19 protein-coding genes are annotated in these 19414 nt (G+C 70.4%); 8 read left to right on the forward strand and 11 right to left on the reverse strand.

The annotated features are described in order from the left end of the window. Positions 1-417 precede the first annotated feature (417 nt). Together OPF83_RS14290 and OPF83_RS14295 are read right to left on the reverse strand one after the other, a co-directional pair. On the reverse strand, positions 418-765 hold the full coding sequence (locus OPF83_RS14290) for a DUF3017 domain-containing protein (protein WP_264888215.1): 348 nt from the start codon (positions 763-765) through the stop codon (positions 418-420). Positions 766-771: 6 nt separating this feature from the next. Further along, positions 772-1629 carry a bifunctional methylenetetrahydrofolate dehydrogenase/methenyltetrahydrofolate cyclohydrolase gene (locus tag OPF83_RS14295; RefSeq protein WP_264888217.1) on the reverse strand — a complete coding sequence of 286 codons (858 nt, stop codon included), beginning with the start codon at positions 1627-1629 and terminating at the stop codon, positions 772-774. A gap of 222 nt (positions 1630-1851) precedes the next feature. Here OPF83_RS14295 and OPF83_RS14300 point away from each other — a divergent pair, with 222 nt between their 5' ends. The 5 genes from OPF83_RS14300 to OPF83_RS14320 all read left to right on the forward strand — a co-directional run bounded on the left by OPF83_RS14300 (position 1852) and on the right by OPF83_RS14320 (position 6011). After that, positions 1852-2313, forward strand: coding sequence for a tRNA (cytidine(34)-2'-O)-methyltransferase (locus OPF83_RS14300; protein WP_264888267.1), 462 nt, complete (start codon positions 1852-1854; stop codon positions 2311-2313). A 98-nt stretch (positions 2314-2411) separates the two neighbouring features. Then, positions 2412-3608 carry a metal ABC transporter substrate-binding protein gene (locus OPF83_RS14305; RefSeq protein WP_264888218.1) on the forward strand — a complete coding sequence of 399 codons (1197 nt, stop codon included), beginning with the start codon at positions 2412-2414 and terminating at the stop codon, positions 3606-3608. Next, positions 3605-4459 (forward strand): metal ABC transporter ATP-binding protein, encoded by an 855-nt coding sequence (locus OPF83_RS14310; RefSeq protein WP_264888219.1) that lies wholly within the window; start codon positions 3605-3607, stop codon positions 4457-4459. Before OPF83_RS14305 ends, OPF83_RS14310 begins: the two co-directional genes overlap by 4 nt. Continuing rightward, a complete protein-coding gene (locus OPF83_RS14315; protein ID WP_264888220.1) occupies positions 4456-5325 on the forward strand; it encodes a metal ABC transporter permease in 870 nt (289 codons plus the stop codon). Before OPF83_RS14310 ends, OPF83_RS14315 begins: the two co-directional genes overlap by 4 nt. Continuing rightward, positions 5322-6011, forward strand: coding sequence for a metal-dependent transcriptional regulator (locus OPF83_RS14320; protein WP_264888221.1), 690 nt, complete (start codon positions 5322-5324; stop codon positions 6009-6011). Before OPF83_RS14315 ends, OPF83_RS14320 begins: the two co-directional genes overlap by 4 nt. On the opposite strand, the gene OPF83_RS14325 is transcribed toward OPF83_RS14320, so the two are convergent. The 4 genes from OPF83_RS14325 to OPF83_RS14340 all read right to left on the reverse strand — a co-directional run bounded on the left by OPF83_RS14325 (position 5940) and on the right by OPF83_RS14340 (position 12397). After that, entirely contained in the window at positions 5940-6557 is a 618-nt protein-coding gene (locus OPF83_RS14325; RefSeq protein ID WP_264888222.1) for a hypothetical protein, read from the reverse strand. The two genes, OPF83_RS14320 and OPF83_RS14325, sit on opposite strands and share 72 nt — an antisense overlap. 126 nt (positions 6558-6683) lie before the next feature. Beyond that, positions 6684-8060, reverse strand: coding sequence for an FAD-binding oxidoreductase (locus tag OPF83_RS14330; protein WP_264888223.1), 1377 nt, complete (start codon positions 8058-8060; stop codon positions 6684-6686). A gap of 68 nt (positions 8061-8128) precedes the next feature. Further along, positions 8129-11452 carry an error-prone DNA polymerase gene (locus OPF83_RS14335; protein ID WP_264888224.1) on the reverse strand — a complete coding sequence of 1108 codons (3324 nt, stop codon included), beginning with the start codon at positions 11450-11452 and terminating at the stop codon, positions 8129-8131. Positions 11453-11473: 21 nt separating this feature from the next. After that, entirely contained in the window at positions 11474-12397 is a 924-nt protein-coding gene (locus OPF83_RS14340) for a sucrase ferredoxin (protein ID WP_264888225.1), read from the reverse strand. 86 nt (positions 12398-12483) lie between these two features. Here OPF83_RS14340 and OPF83_RS14345 point away from each other — a divergent pair, with 86 nt between their 5' ends. Then, positions 12484-13125, forward strand: a complete 642-nt coding sequence (locus tag OPF83_RS14345; RefSeq protein ID WP_264888226.1) for a hypothetical protein — start codon at positions 12484-12486, stop codon at positions 13123-13125. 35 nt (positions 13126-13160) lie between these two features. On the opposite strand, the gene OPF83_RS14350 is transcribed toward OPF83_RS14345, so the two are convergent. Next, complete coding sequence (locus OPF83_RS14350; RefSeq protein ID WP_264888227.1) at positions 13161-14813, reverse strand: DNA polymerase Y family protein; 1653 nt, start codon at positions 14811-14813, stop codon at positions 13161-13163. After that, the gene (locus OPF83_RS14355; protein WP_264888228.1) at positions 14810-15331 is read right to left on the reverse strand and encodes a hypothetical protein; all 522 of its coding nucleotides are present in this window, start codon (positions 15329-15331) and stop codon (positions 14810-14812) included. The genes OPF83_RS14350 and OPF83_RS14355 overlap by 4 nt, the downstream gene beginning before the upstream one ends. 625 nt (positions 15332-15956) lie before the next feature. On the opposite strand from OPF83_RS14355, the gene OPF83_RS14360 reads away from it, so the two are divergent. Beyond that, on the forward strand, positions 15957-16910 hold the full coding sequence (locus tag OPF83_RS14360; RefSeq protein ID WP_264888229.1) for an L-lactate dehydrogenase: 954 nt from the start codon (positions 15957-15959) through the stop codon (positions 16908-16910). Position 16911: 1 nt separating this feature from the next. Here the strand turns inward: OPF83_RS14360 and OPF83_RS14365 are convergent, their stop codons facing one another. Then, entirely contained in the window at positions 16912-17058 is a 147-nt protein-coding gene (locus OPF83_RS14365; RefSeq protein ID WP_264888230.1) for a hypothetical protein, read from the reverse strand. A 214-nt stretch (positions 17059-17272) separates the two neighbouring features. Here OPF83_RS14365 and OPF83_RS14370 point away from each other — a divergent pair, with 214 nt between their 5' ends. Further along, positions 17273-17674, forward strand: a complete 402-nt coding sequence (locus OPF83_RS14370) for a DUF6157 family protein (RefSeq protein WP_264888231.1) — start codon at positions 17273-17275, stop codon at positions 17672-17674. 103 nt (positions 17675-17777) lie between these two features. Here OPF83_RS14370 and OPF83_RS14375 read toward each other — a convergent pair whose 3' ends face one another. Both OPF83_RS14375 and OPF83_RS14380 read right to left on the reverse strand, forming a co-directional pair. Then, entirely contained in the window at positions 17778-18413 is a 636-nt protein-coding gene (locus OPF83_RS14375) for a GDSL-type esterase/lipase family protein (protein ID WP_264888232.1), read from the reverse strand. Between the two features lie 244 nt (positions 18414-18657). Continuing rightward, positions 18658-19410, reverse strand: a complete 753-nt coding sequence (locus OPF83_RS14380; RefSeq protein ID WP_309297795.1) for a response regulator transcription factor — start codon at positions 19408-19410, stop codon at positions 18658-18660. Between the last annotated feature and the right edge of the window lie 4 nt (positions 19411-19414).

Here is a 19414-nt window from a genome sequence, read left to right on the forward strand (position 1 = left end):
GGACGGACGCCACTGGAAACACAGGAGCAGCTGGCCAAAGAAAAAGACCGCGACGCCGAACTCATGGCACTCGGCTATCGCGTTCTTCACTGGCGATGGCGAGACATCATGCAACCGGATCGACTCTCAGCTCGCATCAGGAAAGTCCTGTACGGCGTCGCATGCTCATGACAGCGGGCGCCCCATGCTCGTGACAGCGGGCGCCGCACGTACCAGCGCAGAGGACTCTGTTGCACGAATGATTCGCTGCGCCTATCGGATTTCACTGCGCCTATGGAATTCCATGGGCGTAGTGGAATCGTATGGGCCTCGATGCGCCTTAGATCGACCCGAGCCTGACATTCGAGCACGAAGCTCGAGCACGAAGCTCGAGCCCGAAGCTCGAGCCCGACACGCCAGCTCCCGCATCCAGCCCCGCTATCCAGTCCCCAGCGAGTCGACCGACGTGGCCAGCCAGACGATCACCACGCCGATGCCGGTGAAGAACACCACGTCGAAGCCCTTGGTCCGCACGGCCAGCAACCGGGCCCGCTCGTAAGACAGCGAGGCCCGGAGCATCGCTGCCCCGAGCGCCACCACTCCGAGGAGGAACGCTCCACGGCGCCAGCGGTCGACAAACACGAATCCCAGGGAGACCGCCAGGCCGATGAGCACCAGCGCGAGCGGCCACTGGGCACGCACCTGCGCCCAGGTCAGCCGCGCGGGCCGAGTGCGGGCGGGCCGGGCGTCGGTCGGCCGGGGCCGGTCAGGGTAGGGCTGCGTCATGCGGACTCACGCCTCGGCGGCCATCCGCTCGCAGCGCTCGACGACGTTGGCCAGCAGGAACGCACGTGTCAGCGGGCCCACGCCGCCGGGATTCGGCGAGACGGCGCCGGCCACGTCCCAGACGTCGGGATGCACGTCGCCGGCGAGCTTGCCGTCGAGACGGGAGACGCCCACGTCGAGCACTGCGGCTCCGGGGGCGACCATGTCCGGGGTGAGCATGTGCGGCACGCCGGCGGCGGCGATGATCACGTCGGCGCGGCGGGTCTCGGCGGCCAGATCGCGGGTGCCGGTGTGGCAGAGCGTCACGGTGGAGTTCTCGCTGCGGCGGGTGAGCATGAGCCCGATGGGCCGGCCAACGGTCACGCCGCGTCCCACCACCACGACGTGCGCGCCGTTGAGGTCCACGTCGAAGCGCCGCAGCAGCGCGATACACCCGTTCGGGGTGCAGGGCAGCGGCGCGGGCTCGTTCAGGACGAGCTTGCCGAGGTTGGTCGGGTGGAGTCCGTCGGCGTCCTTGGCCGGGTCGATCCGCGCGAGAATCGCGTTCTCGTCGAGGTGCTTCGGCAGCGGCAACTGCACGATGTAGCCGGTGCAGGCGGGGTCGGCGTTGAGCTCGTCGATCACGGCCTCGAGTTCGGCCTGGGTGGTCTCGGCGGGCAGGTCGCGCCTGATGGAGGCGATGCCGACCTGCTCACAATCCTTGTGCTTCATCTTGACGTAGCTGCGACTGCCGGGGTCGTCGCCGACCAGAACGGTTCCGAGCCCGGGGGTGATCCCCTTGGCCCGGAGCGCGGTCACGCGCTCGGTGAGGTCGGCGACTATTTCGTCGCGGGTCAGTTTGCCGTCCAGCTTGATCGCGGTCACGCGGTTCAGTATCCCACTCCGGGCCGGGTGCGTCGGTAGCGCACTGCGAGAATGCCGGACATGAGCGGAGCGGGCGAGGACAGGGCCGGAGTGGGCAGCGACGGGGCCACCGGGGCAACCACGGGTGCAGACGAAGTCGCTGCCACCGGGGCGACCACGGGTACAGACGGCGACGACGCAACCGAGACCGACACCGGGGCCTCCACCGGCGCGGCGGTCCGAGTGCTGTTCGACCGTCCCTGCATTCCGCCCAACACGGGCAACGCGATCCGCATGTCGGCGGGGGCGGGCTGCGAGCTGCATCTCGCGGGTCCGCTGGGGTTCGAGCTCTCGGAGCCGCATCTGGTGCGGGCGGGCCTGGATTACCACGACCTCGCGCATGTGGAGGTCCACGAGAATCTCGAGGCGGCGTATGCCCGGCTCCTGCCCGCGCGCGTCTGGGCGTTCTCCGCGCGGGCCGAGGCGGACCTGTTCGACGTGCGGTTCGAGCCGGGTGACGTGTTGTTGTTCGGCCCCGAGCCGACGGGCCTGGCCGAGGATGTTCTCGCCGATCCGCGCGTGACCGGCACGGTTCGGATCCCGATGCTTCCGGGCCGTCGCTCGATGAATCTCTCCAATGCAGCGGCGGTGGCCGTGTACGAGGCGTGGCGTCAGCTGGACGGGTTGGGCAGGTCGGACAGCTGACGCGAGCGTCACGGAAGGCGCAGGCCGTACAGGCGCCGCGAGCGAATCCACCCCGCCGCAAATGTGATTTCCTGACACCAATGCCTTAAAGTTTCGGCATGCCGAAACTTTGCCCGCTCGGGACCCGTAACCGGCCGGGTGCCCACGCCTCGGCAGGCGCTCACCGCCTGGCGTCGGCCGCCGCCGCCGTCCTGGCGATGTCGGTGGTCGCCGCGTGCGGGATACCTGGCCCGGGCAGCGGGCCCACGGTTGTGGACGACGACGACAACACCGCCCTCACGTACACAGCAGAACGCGACTCCTCGGGCCGCGGCCCGGAGCAGACGGCGCTGGGCGAGGACGCTCCCGGCGGGCCTTCCGGCCACACCAGCGGCGACCGCGTCTCCACCGGCCACACCTCCAGCGGCCACACCTCCAGCGGTCACGCCTCCAGCGGCCACGCCTCAGGCGACCGCACTTCCAGCGACCGCACCTCGGGTGACCGCCTCGTCGTAGCCACCACGTTCACCGTCCTGGCGGACATGGTTCGTGTCGTGGGCGGCGACCGGGTGATCGCGGAGTCCATCACCACCCCGGGCGCGGACGTTCACTACTACGAGCCCACCGCGGGCGATCTGCGAAGAGTCGAGGGAGCGGACCTCGTGGTGAGCAACGGGCTCGGGATGGACGCCTGGCTCCTGCGATTCCTCGACGGCACGGATGTTCCGCACGTCGTGACCAGCGAGGGCATCGACCCGCTCCCCGTCCGTGCCGGCAAGGCAACTGGCAGACCCAATCCGCATGCGTGGATGTCTCCGGTCGAGGGCGCCAGCTACATCCGCACGATCGCCCACGCCCTCTCCGAACTCGACCCCGCCGGCGCCGACGAGTACGCGGCCAACGCCGATGCCTACATCGCCCGGCTCGGAGAGCTGGCCCAGCGCGCGAAGGCCGAGGTGGCGGCGATCCCGGCGGAGCACCGCGTCCTGGTGACCTGCGAGGGGGCGTTCTCGTATCTGGCCCGTGATCTCGGGCTCGACGAGCTGTACCTGTGGGCGGTCAACAGCGAGAACCAGGGTCTGCCACAGCAGGTGTCCGGACTGATCGACGAGGTGCGTCGCCGGGACGTGCCTGCCGTGTTCTGCGAATCGACGGTCTCCGGCGACGCCATGACGCAGGTCGCGAGCGAGACCGGCAGCCGCTTCGAGGGCACGTTGTACGTCGACTCGCTCTCCGCCGCGAACGGGCCCGTACCCACGTACCTGGATCTGCTCGACCACGATCTGAGGACCATCACCAGGGAGCTGACCTCATGACCACGCAGCCACTTCCCTACTCCCCGCACACCGGCCCGCCGGCGGCCGTGGTCAACGACCTGACCGTGGACCGCGGCCCGGTGCGTGCGCTCGATGCCGTCTCGCTGGCGGTCCCGGTCGGCGAGATCACGGTACTCCTGGGCCCCAATGGTTCCGGCAAGTCGACCCTGCTCGAGTCGCTGCTCGGGCTGGTCACCCCGACCTCCGGTTCCGTGCAGTTGCTCGGGATGTCGGTGACGCAGGCGCTACGCAGTGGCCGGGTGGCCGCCGTTCCGCAGGCGGACGCCGTGGACCCGCGGTTCCCCATCACCGCCACCCAGGTGGTCCTGCAGGGTCGGCGGCGGTTCACCGGCCCGTGGCGGCGCCCCTCGTCCAACGATCGCGCAGCCGTGGCCGCAGCACTCGACCGGGTGGGGCTGGAGGAGGTCGCCACCCGCCGGATCGGCGAGCTCTCCGGAGGACAACGCCGCCGCGTGATGCTGGCCCGCGCCCTCGCGCAGGAGGCCGATCTGCTGCTGCTCGACGAGCCGTTCAACGGTATGGACGCCGGCAGCGAGGAGGTCTACATCGACGTGCTGCGCGAACTCACCGCCGACGGTCGAGCGGCCCTCATCTCGACGCATCACCTGGGGACGGTTCAGCGTCTGGCGGACTCGGTCGGGCTGCTCAACGGTCGACTCATCGCGCACGGTCCGGTCGCCGAGACCACCACGCCGCAGATCCTGTCGACTTTCCTCGGCGCTCGCCTCGCCCCCACCAACACCGCCCACACCAGCACCGCCCACACCGGCAACCGTCCCGCCAGCGTCGCTTCCACCAGCACCGCCCCCACCGAGGAGGCCTTCCCGTGATCGATCTCCTCACCGAGCCCCTGACGTACTCGTTCATGCGCCGGGCGTTCCTGGTGGTGGCCGCATCCGGCATCGCCGGCGCCTTATTGAGCTGCTGGCTGGTCCACATGGGCTGGTCGTTGATGGGCGACGCGGTGTCGCACGCGGTGCTGCCGGGCGTGGTGATCGCGGCGATGATCGACATCCCGTTCGCGGTCGGCGCACTGCTCGCGGCCCTGATCGCCGTCGGCATGATCGGCGGTGTCAGAGAGGCGGGCACGGTCCGCGAGGATGCGGCGATGGGCATCGTGTTCACGGCCCTGTTCTCCCTGGGGCTGATCCTCATCGCCCGGTTTCCCAGCGGGCAGGACCTGCACTCGATCCTCTTCGGCAGCGTGTTGGGTGTCCGCGATTCCGACCTCGTCCAGGTCCTCGCCGTGTCGGCGTTCACGGTGATCGTCCTGCTGGCCTTCCGCCGCGACCTTGTCATGCTGGCCTTCGACCGTCTCCAGGCCCACACGTTGGGACTGCGCACGCGCACCCTCACCGCTCTGCTCCTGGCCACCCTGGCCACGGCGACGGTCGCGGGTGTCCAGTCGGTGGGTGTGATCCTCGTGGTGGCGACCCTCATCGTGCCCGGCGCGACTGCACAGTTGGTGGCCGGGACGATGCGGGGGACGATGATCGTCGCCGTCGTCGTCGCCCTGGCCGGTGGGGTCTCCGGCCTGTACGTCGGCTACTACGCGGACCTCCCACCCGGGCCGGTGGTGGTTCTCACCCAGGCGGCGTTGTTCCTGGTCGCGCAGTTGTTCGCGCCGCGGCGCGGGGTGGTCCCGCGGGCGGTGGCGGCCTCGCGCGCACGGCGATCGGGGATGATGGTGGCATGACCCACGACCAGCCCACGAGCCTGGCCGACCTCACCCCCACCACGCAGGCGTATCTCATGGCCGCGCACGCGCTGGGTGCCGGCGGCGAATCCGTGACGTCTGGGGCGATCGCGGAGCGGTTGGGAGCGTCACCGTCGTCGGTGAGCGAGGGCGTGCGCAAGCTCGTGGCCCTCGGTCTGGCCGAGCACCGCCCCTATGCGCCTGTCGAGCTGACGGAGTCGGGGCGGTCGTTCGCGGTGGCGATGGTGCGTCGGCATCGGATCATCGAGACCTTCCTCGCGCAGTGCCTGGACTACCCGTGGGACGAGGTGCATGCGGAGGCCGATGCGCTCGAGCACGTGGTCTCGGACCGGTTCGTCGACGCGCTCGACGTGTTCCTCGATCACCCGCGTCGTGATCCGCACGGCGATCCGATCCCCACGCGCGACGGGCAGGTCGACCGGCTCGGCGACATCCCGCTCGACGAGGTGCCCGAGGGGTCGATGGGCGTGGTGACCCGCGTGTCGGACCGCGACAACACCGTCCTGCGTCACCTCGCCGACATCGGTCTGCGGCCGGACTCCGCGGTGCGTGTGGTGTCGCGGCAGGTCGAGTTGGGGATCATCGCGGTGGCGCTAGGCGGTGAGACCGTGCAGGTGGGCACGCCGGTCGCCGCGGCGGTCCGCGTCCGGGTCGACGAGGCCTGACACCGCCTGGGATGACCGTCCGGGCCACGATGACGACGACGACTGCGACACCGCCGGAATCTCCAGCGGCAGCGGTCGCTCGGGGTTCGTCGCGGGCGTGCCCGGTCGGGTGCTGCGGTTCGTGCCGGTCGCACAGGTACGCCGGTCTAGTCTCTCGTTGCGGGCCGCGTTGGCGGCTCGGGCGGCCGGGACCCGCAGTCCGAGGGCGAGGAGCACGGCCAGCATGAGCGCCCCGTCGATCATCGCTGCGGCGGGCGCACCGGTGACGTCGTGGCGCAGGAGCAGGACGGCGGTCATCGTCATGGATGCCTTGTGGAAGAGCACGACCAGCCACAACACGCCCGCTCCGGGTGGCGCGGCGCCGAGGTAGGCGGACAGGGCGGCAAAGACGAGCAGCCCGTAGGCCTGCCAGTAGCCGGTGAGTTGGTATTCGGGCGTGATCTCCGGCGCCTCGAGACCGGCGTGGAACCCCAGGGCCAGCGCTGCGACGGCGGTGGTGAACAGCAGCGTCCGGTACAGCAGCAGTTGGACTCGATCGGTGGCCATGGTCGGTATCGTCGCCCGCCACCGCCGCTGGGCACATCGGGGAGAACCCCGGGTTTGCACCTGATTTGGCGTCTCGGGGCCGTGGCGCACCCGTGCCCGACCTCCCTTGCCGCACCCGTGCCCGGTCTACAGCATCACGCCCGGGTTGAGGATGCCCTGCGGATCCAGCGCGGTCTTGATGCGGCGGCTGAGTTCCATCACGTCGTCGCCGAGTTGGTTCGGCAGCCACGGCGCCTTGAGGCGTCCCACACCGTGTTCGCCGGTGATGGTCCCGCCCATGCCGATCGCCAGGTCCATCACCTCGCCGAAGGCCTGCTGGGCGCGGTCGGCCCGCGCCGGGTCGTCGTCCTCCAACACGATGATCGGATGGGTGTTGCCGTCCCCCGCGTGAGCGACCAGCGCGATCGTCACCTCCAGCCGGGCGGAGATCTCCTCGATGCCGGCGACCAACTGCGGCAGGGCCGGGAGCGGGACGCCCACGTCCTCGAGGAGCAGTGAGCCGGTCTTGCCGAGGCTGGTGAACGCGGCCCGGCGGGCGATGGTGAACTGTTCGCCCTCGTCGGGGTCGTCGGTGGAGAAGACCTCGGAGGCGCCGTTGGCCCGGAACGCCTCGGCCATGAACTCCGTCTCGGCTGCACGGTCGGCGCCGGTGAGGTCGGATTGGGCGAGCAGCATCGCCCCGGCGGTCGTGTCCAGGCCCATCCGCAGGTCGGCCTCGACGGCTCGGATCGAGACGGTGTCCATGAACTCGAGCATGGCGGGCCGGAGGCGACTGGTGATGGCGAGGACCGCTTCGCTGCAGGACACCACGTCGGGGAAGATGCCCACGACGGTCGAGCGGGGTGGTTGGGCGGGCAGGAGCCGGATGATGATCTCGGTGACGATGCCGAGCGTGCCCTCGCTGCCGACGAACAGTTTGGTCAGGCTGAGGCCTGCCGTGTCCTTGAGCCGGGGGCCGCCGAGTCGCACTGCTGTGCCGTCGGCCAGGACCACGGTCAGGCCGAGGACGTAGTCGGTGGTGACGCCGTATTTCACGCAGCACAGGCCGCCGGCGTTGGTGGCGATGTTTCCACCGATCGAGCAGATCTCGTAGGAGGAGGGATCCGGCGGATACCAGAGCCCGTGCTCGGCGACGGCCGCCTTGACCTCGGCGTTGTAGAGCCCCGGCTGGACGGTCGCGGTGCGGGTCACGGGGTCCACGGCGATGTCTCGCATCAGCTCGGTCGACAGCACGATCCCACCCTCGACAGCCGTAGCGCCTCCGGAGAGTCCGGATCCGGCACCACGCGGAACGACCGGGACCGCGTGCTCGCTCGCCCAGCGCATCACCTCCTGGACGTCCTCGGTGCTCCGGGCGCGGACCACGCCGATCGGCATGCCCGGGTCCGGTGCTTTGGCCCAGTCCTGGCGGTAGCCCTGGAGCAGGTCCGGATCGGTGAGCAGCGGGGTCTGGCCCAGTCGGGTACGCAGGTCGTCGATCGCGTCGGCGGTGGTCTCGCTCATGGGGCCCGAACCTACGCCGGTGCGTCCGGCGCGGCAGCCGCATCGACGGGATCTGCACCCGTGTCGGGTCAGCGGAAGTCACGACTGCGTCCGATCGCCAGGCCGAGGTGGAGCCGCTCGACCTTGTCCGCCACCACGCTGACCGCGCCGGAGCTGTTCTCGACGGTGCCGCGGATGATCAGTGCCGGCGACGAGGAGACGACGGGCCGGTACCGCGCCCAGAGTCCGACGGAGCAGACGATGTTGGTCATGCCGGTCTCGTCCTCGAGGCTGAGGAACGTCACGCCCTCGGCGGTGGCGGGGCGCTGCCGGTGGGTGACGGCGCCGGCCACGTGGACCCGGCTGCCGTCGGGGACGTGGGCGAGCCCGGCGGTGGTGCACACCCCGCGGGAATCGAGCCAGGGCCGGGCGTGGACGGTCGGGTACTCCTCGGGGCTGATGCCGGTGGCGGCGAGGTCGGCGGAGGTGAGTTCGAGGATGCTCATCCCGGGCAGGGCCGGGGCGTCGACCTGGCTGAGGCCGGGCAACATGCCGGGCTTCTCGCGTGCGGCGGTGGCCGCCGACCACAGCGCCGCTCTCCGCCCGCCGGTGCCGAGGCAGTCGAGGGCGCCCGCGGTGGCCAGGGCTTCCATCTGTCTGACGGTCAGGCCGGTGCGGCCGGAGAGGTCGCCGGCGGAGGTGTAGGGGCCATGCGTGTCGCGTTCGTCGGCGATGGCGGCGGCCAGGTCGGACCCGATCGCCCGGACCGATTCCAGGCCGAGCCGCACTTCGGTGCCCTGGTTCTCGCAGGTGGCGCCGCCGAGTGAGCGGTTGACGCACGGGCGGTGCACGGTGACGCCGTGGCGACGGGCGTCGGCGACGAGGGATTGCGGCGAGTAGAAACCCATGGGTTGGCTGCGCAACAGGGCGGCGCAGAAGATCGCCGGGTGGTGGCATTTGAACCATGCGGAGTAGTAGACGATCGCGGCGAAGGACTGCGAGTGGCTCTCGGGGAAGCCGTAGTTGGCGAAGGCGCACATCTTCTCCCAGATCCGCTCGGCCACCTCGGGTCCGGTGTCGGGGGTTCCGGGTGGACTGTCGCCGATGCCGTGGAGTTCGCGCATGCCGGAGAAGAACCGTTCGCGCAGGCGCGCCATCTTCTCGGGTGAGCGTTTGGCGCCCATCGCGCGGCGGAGTTGGTCGGCCTCGGCTCCGGTGAACCCGGCGATCGCAGTGGCGATCTGCATGAGCTGTTCCTGGAAGAGCGGGATGCCGAGGGTCCGGCCGAGGACGGGCTCGAGCGCCGGGTGGTCGAACACCGGCTTCTCGAGTCCGTTGCGTCGCCGGATGTAGGGGTGCACGGAGCCGCCCTGGATGGGGCCGGGCCGGATGAGCGCGACCTCCACCACGAGGTCGTAGAACGTGCGGGGTTTGAGCCTGGGCAGCGTGGCCATCTGAGCGCGTGACTCGACCTGGAACACGCCCACCGAGTCGCCGCGGCACAGCATCTCGTAGATCGCGGGGTCGGCGAGGTCGAGCCTGGACAGGTCCACCTCGAGGTCCTTGTGCTCTGCGGCGAGGTCGATCGCGTGGTGCAGCGCGGTGAGCATGCCGAGTCCGAGCAGGTCGAATTTCACCAGGCCGACCGCGGCGCAGTCGTCCTTGTCCCATTGCAGGACGGTCCGCCCGGGCATCCGTGCCCATTCGACGGGCACCACGTCGGCGACGGGCCGGTCGCAGATGACCATGCCGCCGGAGTGGATGCCGAGGTGTCTGGGCAGGCCGACCATCTGGCGCGCGAGCCCGAGCACGTCCTCCGGGACGGTGTTTTCGGCGGTCTCCCGTTCGTGTTTCTTCAGACCTGACCAGCGGTCGACGCTCTTGGACCAGGCGTCCTGCTGCCCGGTGGAGTAGCCCAGTGCGCGGGCCACGTCGCGCACGGCCGAGCGTCCGCGGTAGGTGATGACGTTGGCCACCTGGGCGGCGTGATCTCGTCCGTAGCGGGCGTAGACGTACTGGATGGCCTCCTCCCGGCGCCCGGATTCGATGTCCACGTCGATGTCGGGCGGGCCGTCGCGTTCCGGGGACAGGAACCGCTCGAACAGCAGCTGCGCGCCCACCGGGTCGACGTTGGTGATCCCCAGCGCGTAGCAGACCGCGGAGTTGGCGGCCGAGCCCCGGCCCTGGCAGAGGATCCCTTCCCGTCGGCAGAACTCGACGATGTCGTGGACCACGAGGAAGTATCCGGGGAAGCCGAGTTCGCTGATGACGGTCAGTTCGCGGTCGATCTGCGCGTACGCCTGCGGGTGCGTCTCGCGACTGCCGTAGCGGCGGGCGGCGCCGGCGTAGGCGTGTTCGGCGAGCATGCTGTCCTCCGTGTGGCCTTCGGGCACGTCGAACGGCGGGAGTTTCGGTGCGATGAGGGCGAGGTCGAAGGCGCATTCCCGACCGATCCTGTCGGCGGCGGCGACGGCGTCGGGCCACCGGTCGAACATCTCGGCCATCTCGTCGCCGGAGCGCAGGTAGGCGCCCCCTGCGGCGGGGAGGTGGGCGGCGTGGGTTTCCAGCGCGTCGCGGGCGCCGAGTGCCGCCATGACCGAGGCCAGGCGCGAGTCCGTGGGGTCGGCGCAGTGGGCGGCGGTGGTGGCGACGACGACGAGGCCTGCCGCCTCCGCCAGTCCCGCCAACGCGTCGCAGCGCTCGGTGTCCTCGGGGACGCCGTGGCAGGTCAGTTCGACGATCACCCGGTCCTGCCCGAAGAGGTCGACGAGCTGGCCGAGGGCCGTGCGGGCCGCCGGGATGTCGTACTCGGCCGCCGCCGGGCCGTTCTTCTCGAGTGCGCGGCGCACCCGCCCGTTGCGGCAGCCGGTGAGGATGTACCAGTGACCGCCTGCGGCCTCGGCGAGTTCGGCGATCTCGTATCGGGGTGCACCCTTGGCCCCTCCGCGCAGATGGGCGCGGGCGATCGCGCGGGAGAGCCTCCTGTAGCCCTCGCCTCCCCTCGCCAGGACCAGGAGGTGTTCGCCGCCGGGGAGTGTGAGTTCGGCGCCGAACACTGTGGCCAGGCCGAGTTCGGTGGCGGCTTCGGCGAAGCGGACGACTCCGTACAACCCGTCGTGGTCGGTGATCGCGAGAGCGGTGAGTCCCAGTTCGGCGGCGGTCTCCGCCATCGCCTCGGGCGATGAGGCTCCGTCGAGGAAGCTGAACGCGGTGTGCGCGTGGAGTTCCGCGTACGGCACGGTCGACGCCGCCGTCCGCAGCGGCGGGGGCGTGTACTCGGATCGCTGCCGTGACCAGGCGGGGGCGTCGTTGCCGTCACCGGGGTGCGGGTGCTCGGGTCCGCGCGGGGCGGGCCGCCCGGAGAGCACTCGTTCGAGCTCGGACCAGCTCTCGGGTCCGTGGTACCAGTTCATCCGGCACCACCCGGGCTGTGGTCAGAGTTCGGTGACCGACTCCACGAACCAGGCCTTGGCGCCGGTGGGCGGCTTGCGGCAGCTCTGCTTGCGGTCCGGGAGCGGCCGGGTGTCGGTCTCGACGCGCCAGGCACGACCGTCGGTGTGGCGGACCACCGCGACGCGGGAGTTCTCGGGGTCGATCTCCACGCGGAGATCGTCGATCCCGGCATCCACGCCGGAGTCTCGAACCGCGACCTCGGCGACCTGCCCGGCCGGCGGCCATGTGCTGCGCCCCCGCAGGTGCTCGGTGACGACCTCGCCTTCCAGTTCGCCCTCGACGATCCGGACTGCGAGATCGATGCCGGCGGGTCCGTAGGTGTAGCCGGTGCCGGGGAGCAGCAGCACGGGAGCGAAGCGGTGTCCCCCGGTGTGCGAGCACTCCCACACCAGCGCGTCGGGGTCGAGATCGAGCAGCCGCCCTCCCAGCTGCTTCTCGAGCACGGCCGCGATGGGCCGACCCCGCACGGCACAGCACTGGTCACGCTTGGCGTGGGTGCACACCAGCGGTAGCGGTGCCGAGACCTCGCGGGTGCCCGGTACGTGCCCGTCCGGCGAGAGGTCCAGGTCGAGGATGTCCTCGGGACGCGCGACGCGGCCGGCCCGAACGGTGCGCCGTCCCGGTCTGGTGTCGCAGATGTAGAAGCGGTGACTGTCGATGAGCTGCCCCTCGCGGCCTGGTCTCCGGATGAAGAGCATGCGGGATCCACAGTCCGCCACGTGCTTCTTGATGCGTTCGGACAGATCTTCGCCGAGGGCCTGACCGTCGAATATGTCGCGACCCCAGTGTCCGGGGATCTCCAGCAGGATCCACGAGATCTCGTGGGCTGCGGTCCCCGCCGGTGGTTCGTCGGCCGACTGGAAGGAACACCAGTCCGAGTATGCGGAGGAATCGTTGACTGCCACGCTTCCATCGTGCCCCACCGATCAAGGATGCGTAACAGTAGCCACCTCGTGGGGCAAAAGTGATTAAAAGGATCTAGCCTGGAGGCATGAGTACCCGACATCGCCGCTTCGTTGCCGCCGCCGCCCTGGCCACCGCCACCGCCCTGGCGATGGCCGGGTGCGGTGCCGATTCCTCTCCCGAGGCCACACCTGACCAGACCACGTCGGCGGGCACCTCGTCCGCTGCTCTGGCCCAGAACCTGACGCCGGATGAGACCGATGCCGCCGACCCGTCGGCCGGCCCGTCTGATCCGGAGCCCAAGAGCGCGACGCCGGACACTCCGGAGTCCGAGCGACCGGCGCTGGTCGTCTCCGAGATCCGCATGGGCGATTACCAGGGCAAGGACCGGGTGGTCTTCGAACTCGACGGCACCGGCGTCCCGAGTTACACGGTGGATTACGCGGACGCTCCCGTCCAGCAGGGCAGCGGCTTCCCGGTCGAGGTGGACGGGGATTCCTTCCTCCAGGTGATGATTGGCGGCCAGGTCCTGCCGACCGAGACCGATATGACCGAGATCCCCGTGGGGCTCGTCACCGGTGACGGCGCCTCCGGGGTGAACGGGGTGTACTTCGCCGGGCAATTCGAGGGACTGGCCCAGTCCGTGATCGGACTGGACGGCACGGACCGTGACTTCTCCGCCTTCACGCTGCAGAACCCCACCCGACTGGTGATCGACATCGCTCGCTGACCTCGGGGGACGGACACAGCTCGCGTCGTGCGCGGTCATTCGTAGACCCCTTCCACGGTCCAGCCTCCGGGTGAGTCCCCGAGCGGGCGGCACAGCAACAATGCGGCCGCCCTCTCGGGGACGACCTGCATCCGGGCCCGGGGCCTGCGGGGATCGGGCCCCTCCGCGGGCTCCCACCACGCTTCGTCGATCGGCCACGGCCTCGACCAGCCGAGCAGCGAGCAGCGCTGCCCGCCCACCTCGACGACCGAGGGCCTGCCACTGAGCAGACCCCGCGGCGTCACCCGGACGTCCGCTCCGGCGTCGGTACGTAACAGGACTCCCCCCGCCACCGGGACGCGCGCCCGGACGCCGGCCCCGGGATCGCGACTCTCACGGATCTCCAACAGATAGCCCGGTCCCGGCCACACCACGGACGGCGACGGTGCGGGGAGCGCCCCCGGCCACGGCCCCTGCGTCACGGGCTCCGAGGGCGCGTCTCCGTAGGGCACCGCACGCACCCGGTCGGCCGGGCCGCGCCCTCCCGTCTCCACCGGAACCTGTACCGACTCCGGTCCGAGCAATCCCTGCACGCGCACGAGTGCGCGGTGGACCCTGGCCTCGGCAAGGCCCGCCTCGCCCCACAGCCCTTCCTGCACACGGCCGGCCGGGACCACCTCCACGGGCTCGAGGACCAGTGCGGTGACCGCACCTCCTTCCCCACCGGCGATCGCCGTACCGGTGAGCCATCCCTCGAGCTGCCACCGCAGCCGGTCGGCGGTGCCCTCCGGGGTCAGCGGCGCGGAGCACCGCCACACCCGGTTGACCTCCTGCCCGCCCTCGACCCGCGCCGTGATGGACAGCCGCAGGCAGGACACCCCTGCGGCCGCGAGCTGTTCATGCAGTTCGCCGGCCAGGCGTCGACCGAGGAATGCCGCCTCGTCGACCCGCTCGAGCGGCGGATCACACCGGTGCTCGATCGCGGATCCGGTGGGTACGGCGGTCACCGATGGCGGACGCCAGGGCACCGCTCGGGCGATGCGGTGGGCGACGGCGCCCACCTCACCGAATCGCGAGGTGACATCTCTGCTGGTGAGCTCGGCGAAGTCGCCGATCGTCCGTACACCGAGCCGGCGCAGGAGCCCCACCAGTTCGGACAGCACCTCCGGGTCACCCAGAGCGGGTTCCACCACGAGCGCCCCGACAGACAGGCCGGCCAGATATCCGGCGTCCCCACCGGGCTCGAGCAGCGCCGAGCCGCGCGCACAGAGCACCGCGGTGGGCAGCTCATCGGCCAGGCCGACCTGGCATTCGACGCCGGCGGCCGCGACCGCGTCCACCACCTGGGTCACGACCTCCTCCACACCGCCGTGGAAACGCAGTGCACCGTCCGCGGAGAACACGAACAGACCTGGCCGCAGCACCTCGATGCCCGGGACCACCGCGTCCAGCGCCTGGACGACGGGTTCGAACCACGCGGCATCGCGTGCCGGGTCCGCTGTGACCACCACGAGCTCGGGACAGCGGAACTGGGCTTCCCGCCGACGTAGGCCACGCCGGACCCCGACCGCGCGCGCGACGGCATTGCAGGCGAGCACCCCCCTGGGTCCGATGACCGCCAGTGGCAGGTGCAGACCGTGCCCCTCTGCCCGGGCCGCCGCGACCGCCGGCCAGTCCGGGCACCACACCGCCATGACCCGGGCGCTCATCCCGCCGCCACCCATTCCGCGGTTCTCGGAGGGGCCGCACGACCCGAGCAGCGCACCAGCGTGGAGACCGACACCAATCGACCCGCGCCCGCGCCCAGTCCGCCGTAGCGACAATGCCGACCGGCCAGGGTGAGCTCGGTGCCCGGCCATCCGGGACCGACGAGAAGCACCGCGCCCGCGGACCGGACACGACCCGCGAGCACACGAGCGCGCGAGGGGGCCACCCCCGCGACATCGGGCCCCAGCAGGACGAGGTCCAGTCCGTCGATCAGCACGGAGACGACCGCCGCAGGATCCGGCCCGGGATCCGGGACCAGCGCCAGACAGTCCAGCCGGCCACCCTGTTCGGCCACCGCCGCCACCCCGAGTTCCGGCCAGCCCACGACCGCACACCGGACCCCGGCCGCCGTGGCCGCGGCCAGCAGACCGATGCGGAGGGTGGCACTCCCCGCGACCGCCGTGACCCGACCCGCGGGCAGCACGCCGCCCGGCAGCAGCCCGGCCACCGATGCTGGCACGGGGACCCCGGGCACCGCGGGGGTGGCCGGTACCGCCGACGGCGCAGCCCCCTCAGGAGACGCAGCAGACGCAGGGGCCGCGGCAGCCCCCGACTGCCCGGACGCAGGAACCGGGCCCGCCGAGATCACCGCCGCCCCCGGGACCGCCGAAGCGCCGACGGAGGACCCCGTTGCGCCAGGAGTCCCTCCACCCCCGGGCGATGGGAGAGCCGTGACACCCGGGCGCGACCGGGCAGCAGCCGGAAGTCCCCCACCGGGCATGGAGGCCAATCGACGCCGCAGTTCAGCAACCCGATCAGCCGTATCAAGCTCCGACAGATCCACACCTGAACGGTCGACAGCAGAACCTCGCAGTACCATCACCACAACCTCCCGCCACGAGCGACACGCCGCCAACGCGTAAATCGAACCGTTTTTCGATGACGACGAATAGTGAACACCACGAGTACGACACGATGCAAGAACTCCTGTTCGAGAACGGTTCCAGCTGCCCTCGGCCCCGAGACGACAGTCTCCGGTGACGCACGACGGCCCGGCGTGGGCATCGTCGTCGTTGTCGTCGTCGACCCCGCTGTTCATCCGGGCTCCACCCCGATGTCGTACCGGGGATCTACTCTCGGTGACCATGAAGGCCTCCATCGGGAACCGCATCGTGCTCATCGGCGCCGGAGACGTGGGTATCGCGTACGCGTACGCCCTGGTCAACCAGGGTCTGGCCGATCACCTGGCGATCATCGATATCAACCACGACAAGCTCGTCGGCGAGGTCATGGACCTCAACCACGGCGTCGTCTGGGCGCCCTCCCCCACCCTCGTCACCGAGGGCACCTACTCCGACTGCACCGACGCCACCATGGTCGTGATCTGCGCCGGAGCCGCACAGAAGCCCGGTGAGACCCGAATCGACCTCGTCGGCAAGAACATGACACTATTCGGAAAAATTGTCAGTGACGTGATGGCGACCGGCTTCGACGGCATTCTGCTGGTCGCCACTAACCCCGTCGACATCCTCACCCAGGCCGCCTGGCGCTACTCCGGGCTGCCCCCAGGCCAGGTGATCGGCTCCGGCACCGTTCTCGACTCCGCACGGTTCCGGTTCATGCTCGGCGAGCACTACGGCGTCGCCCCCATGAGCGTGCACGCCTCGATCATCGGCGAACACGGCGACACCGAGCTGCCCGTCTTCTCCTCCGCCAACGTCTCCGGGGTTCCCCTGCGGCGCGATCTCGACGGAGACCCGGCCAAGCGGGAGCGGCTCACCCAGATCTTCACCGAGACCAGGGACGCCGCCTATCGGATCATCGACTCCAAGGGCTCGACCAGCTACGGAATCGGTATGGGGCTGGCCCGCATCACGCGCGCGATCCTGCACAACGAGCAGGTGTCACTACCCGTCTCGACCCTGCTGCGGGGTGAGTACGGGCAGGAGGGCATCTACATCGGCGTGCCCGCCGTGATCGGGCGGACCGGCGTGCAGAGGGTGGTGGAACTGGAACTCGACGAGACCGAACGGCAACAGTTCGCCCGCAGCGCGAGTGCGCTGCGGGCGGTGTCGGAGCAGTTCGAGGACCTGTGCTGAGTCAGGGAGCTCCGGGCGGATCGCTGGCCGGGAACGACTCCTCGCCCCACTCGTCGGCCAACTCGTCCTTCGAGTTCGGGCGATTGTCCCGCTCGTCCTTCTCTTCCAACTTGCTCTCGGCGTGGTCAGAGTTCTGCGGATTCGACATGCACCACTCCCCTCCTGCCGCACCGGGGCGTGCGACGTGGTCCACGGTACCGGTCAGTGCGGTGGCTTCAACCGAATGGACGCGGGTCGGATTCAGGAAGCGTTCAGCGAACGGAAGAAGCTGGTGGGACGTTCGGCGGCCCGGCTCGATCCGGGGATTCGGGGGCAGTCCGACGCGATCAGGTGAACGATGGGACCGAGAGAGGGAGACGATCGTGCACACCACCGATTACACCGACACCCTGATCCTTCCCGCGCCAGACACCAAGGCGCAGACGGCGACGGCCCCGCCGGCCGGTAAAGGATCGATCGCCGAGCTGCAGTACGAGCGGCTCTCGGCCAGCGACTACGTCTGGACCAGCGACGACCTGATCTTCGATGTGCACTGCCAGCGCAAGGCGATCACCGAAGCCGACCGGCCCGCTGCACGCGCGCAGTTCTTCTCCAAAGGACAACCGTGCCTGCGCACCTCGCCGCTGGCCAAAACCTACGGGTGGGCGTTGCACTTCGATTCCGCCGGGCGGATCGCGCTGCTGCCCATGGGCTCTGAGCGCGTGGCCGAACTGGAAGCCGATCCGGCAGTGACGGTCAGAGCCGCGATGAAGAGCTCGCGCTGACCCGATGCGGATCGGGACGGGCTCTTCTGGCGGACGATTACCAGGTTGCCGGGTTGCCGGGTTCAGCTTCTAACCTGGCTCTGGTTCTAACCTGGTTCTGGCTCTAGCCGGGCTCGGCGTCTGGGAGAGCGCGCAGCCAGTCCAGGACCGGGCGGGTGATCGCCTCCGCGAACTGCGCGTATCCGCCTGGACCGGGGTGCGCGCCGTCCCCCGCGGCCACCTCGCGCATCCACGCCCCACCGGGCCGCAGCGCATCGAAGGTCGGCACGAACGGCACACCCGCCTCGGCGCACACGGACGCGATCGCCTCCGCGCGGGCCACGGTGCGCGCATTGACCTCGTCCCACAGGACCGGCGGCGGGCCGACCACCAGGAACCGCCCCCGCGGTGCCCGGTCGATCATGCCGCGCAGCGCCGCGACCGTTCCCTGCTCATCGACCCGTTCGACCTCGACACCGGGCTCGGCCCCCGCGACACGCATGACGTCGTTGACCCCGAACTCGGCGATCACGGCGGTGGTCGGGAACGCGGCCCGACGCCGGTCGACCTCATCCCAGCGGGCCAGGATCATCTCGGAGGTGTCCCCGCCGATCCCCGCGACCGTGGCGTGGAGGTGCAGATCCTCGTCGGCGGCTGCCTCCACCAGGAGCGCGGTCCAGCCGCGGCCGGTCTCGTCGCCGTAACCGGCCACGAACGAGTCACCGATGATGCACACGGGCAGGTCGCGGGGTTCGCTCACGACGTCACAGTAGCGTCGTCGACAGGAATTCGTGCACGGCAACTCGGCCAATGAGTCACATTGCGCTCCGCGGCGGCGAGCGGTCACAAATGCGACGAAACCCATTCCGAGACCTCGGAGAACGTGAGCGGGTGGGACCACTCGCCGGGGACGCGGCGGATACGTGCGGAGCAGGCCGGGCGGGCCGGGCAACTGGTCGGCCTCACCTCAGCGCCCCGGCCCCGGGCCGGGGTCTCCGAGACGGTCAGTCGAGGTGGCGGGACTGCGCCCAGCGGGTCAGCGCGTGGCGATTGGACTGCTGGGTCTTGCGCAGCACGTTCGACGCGTGGGTCTCCACCGTCTTGACCGAGATGAACAGCTCCTCGGCGATCTCCTTGTACGTGTACCCACGCGCGAGCAGCCGGAGGACCTCCTTCTCACGCGGGGTGAGCGAGTCGACCTCGGGATCGTGTACGGGCTCCCCGCGATCCTCGGGACCGGGTGCGGCACGGGCGAAGGCGTCGAGCACGAAACCGGCCAGGCGAGGGGAGAACACGGCGTCGCCCTCAGCGACGCGGCGGACGGCGTCGGCGAGCTCGTCGCCGGAGATGGTCTTGGTGACGTACCCGCGTGCGCCGGCGCGGATCACGGCGATCACGTCCTCCGCGGCATCCGAGACGCTCAGCGCGAGGAAGGTCGGGACGTGGGCGGCCTCGTCGCCGGAACCGGCGGACTCGAGCACCGAGCGGAGGACTGCGACACCGCCGCCGTCGGGCATGTGTACGTCGAGCAGGACCACGTCGGGCTGCACGCGCGCGATCCCGGCCACCGCCTCGGCGACCGATCCGGCTTCGCCCGCGACCTCGATCGACGGCTGTCCGCCCAGCTCGGCGCGAACGCCACTGCGGAACACCGCGTGGTCGTCGACCAGGAAGACCCGGCACACCCGGCCACCGGCAGCACCGCCAGCAGCACCCTCGGACGCATCCGCACCGCCGACCACAGACTCATCCGTCATCGCG

It is taken from the genome of Dietzia sp. NCCP-2495 (genome assembly GCF_026011735.1).
Classification (GTDB): domain Bacteria; phylum Actinomycetota; class Actinomycetes; order Mycobacteriales; family Mycobacteriaceae; genus Dietzia.

Bases quoted from the DNA above. Each gene is read 5' to 3' on its own strand.
- OPF83_RS14290 (WP_264888215.1), bottom strand. From the start codon at position 765: ATGACGCAGCCCTACCCTGACCGGCCCCGGCCGACCGACGCCCGGCCC.
- OPF83_RS14305 (WP_264888218.1), top strand. From the start codon at position 2,412: ATGCCGAAACTTTGCCCGCTCGGGACCCGTAACCGGCCGGGTGCCCAC.
- OPF83_RS14310 (WP_264888219.1), top strand. From the start codon at position 3,605: ATGACCACGCAGCCACTTCCCTACTCCCCGCACACCGGCCCGCCGGCG.
- OPF83_RS14320 (WP_264888221.1), top strand. From the start codon at position 5,322: ATGACCCACGACCAGCCCACGAGCCTGGCCGACCTCACCCCCACCACG.
- OPF83_RS14325 (WP_264888222.1), bottom strand. From the start codon at position 6,557: ATGGCCACCGATCGAGTCCAACTGCTGCTGTACCGGACGCTGCTGTTC.
- OPF83_RS14330 (WP_264888223.1), bottom strand. From the start codon at position 8,060: ATGAGCGAGACCACCGCCGACGCGATCGACGACCTGCGTACCCGACTG.
- OPF83_RS14335 (WP_264888224.1), bottom strand. From the start codon at position 11,452: ATGAACTGGTACCACGGACCCGAGAGCTGGTCCGAGCTCGAACGAGTG.
- OPF83_RS14345 (WP_264888226.1), top strand. From the start codon at position 12,484: ATGAGTACCCGACATCGCCGCTTCGTTGCCGCCGCCGCCCTGGCCACC.
- OPF83_RS14350 (WP_264888227.1), bottom strand. From the start codon at position 14,813: ATGAGCGCCCGGGTCATGGCGGTGTGGTGCCCGGACTGGCCGGCGGTC.
- OPF83_RS14360 (WP_264888229.1), top strand. From the start codon at position 15,957: ATGAAGGCCTCCATCGGGAACCGCATCGTGCTCATCGGCGCCGGAGAC.
- OPF83_RS14365 (WP_264888230.1), bottom strand. From the start codon at position 17,058: ATGTCGAATCCGCAGAACTCTGACCACGCCGAGAGCAAGTTGGAAGAG.
- OPF83_RS14380 (WP_309297795.1), bottom strand. From the start codon at position 19,410: ATGACGGATGAGTCTGTGGTCGGCGGTGCGGATGCGTCCGAGGGTGCT.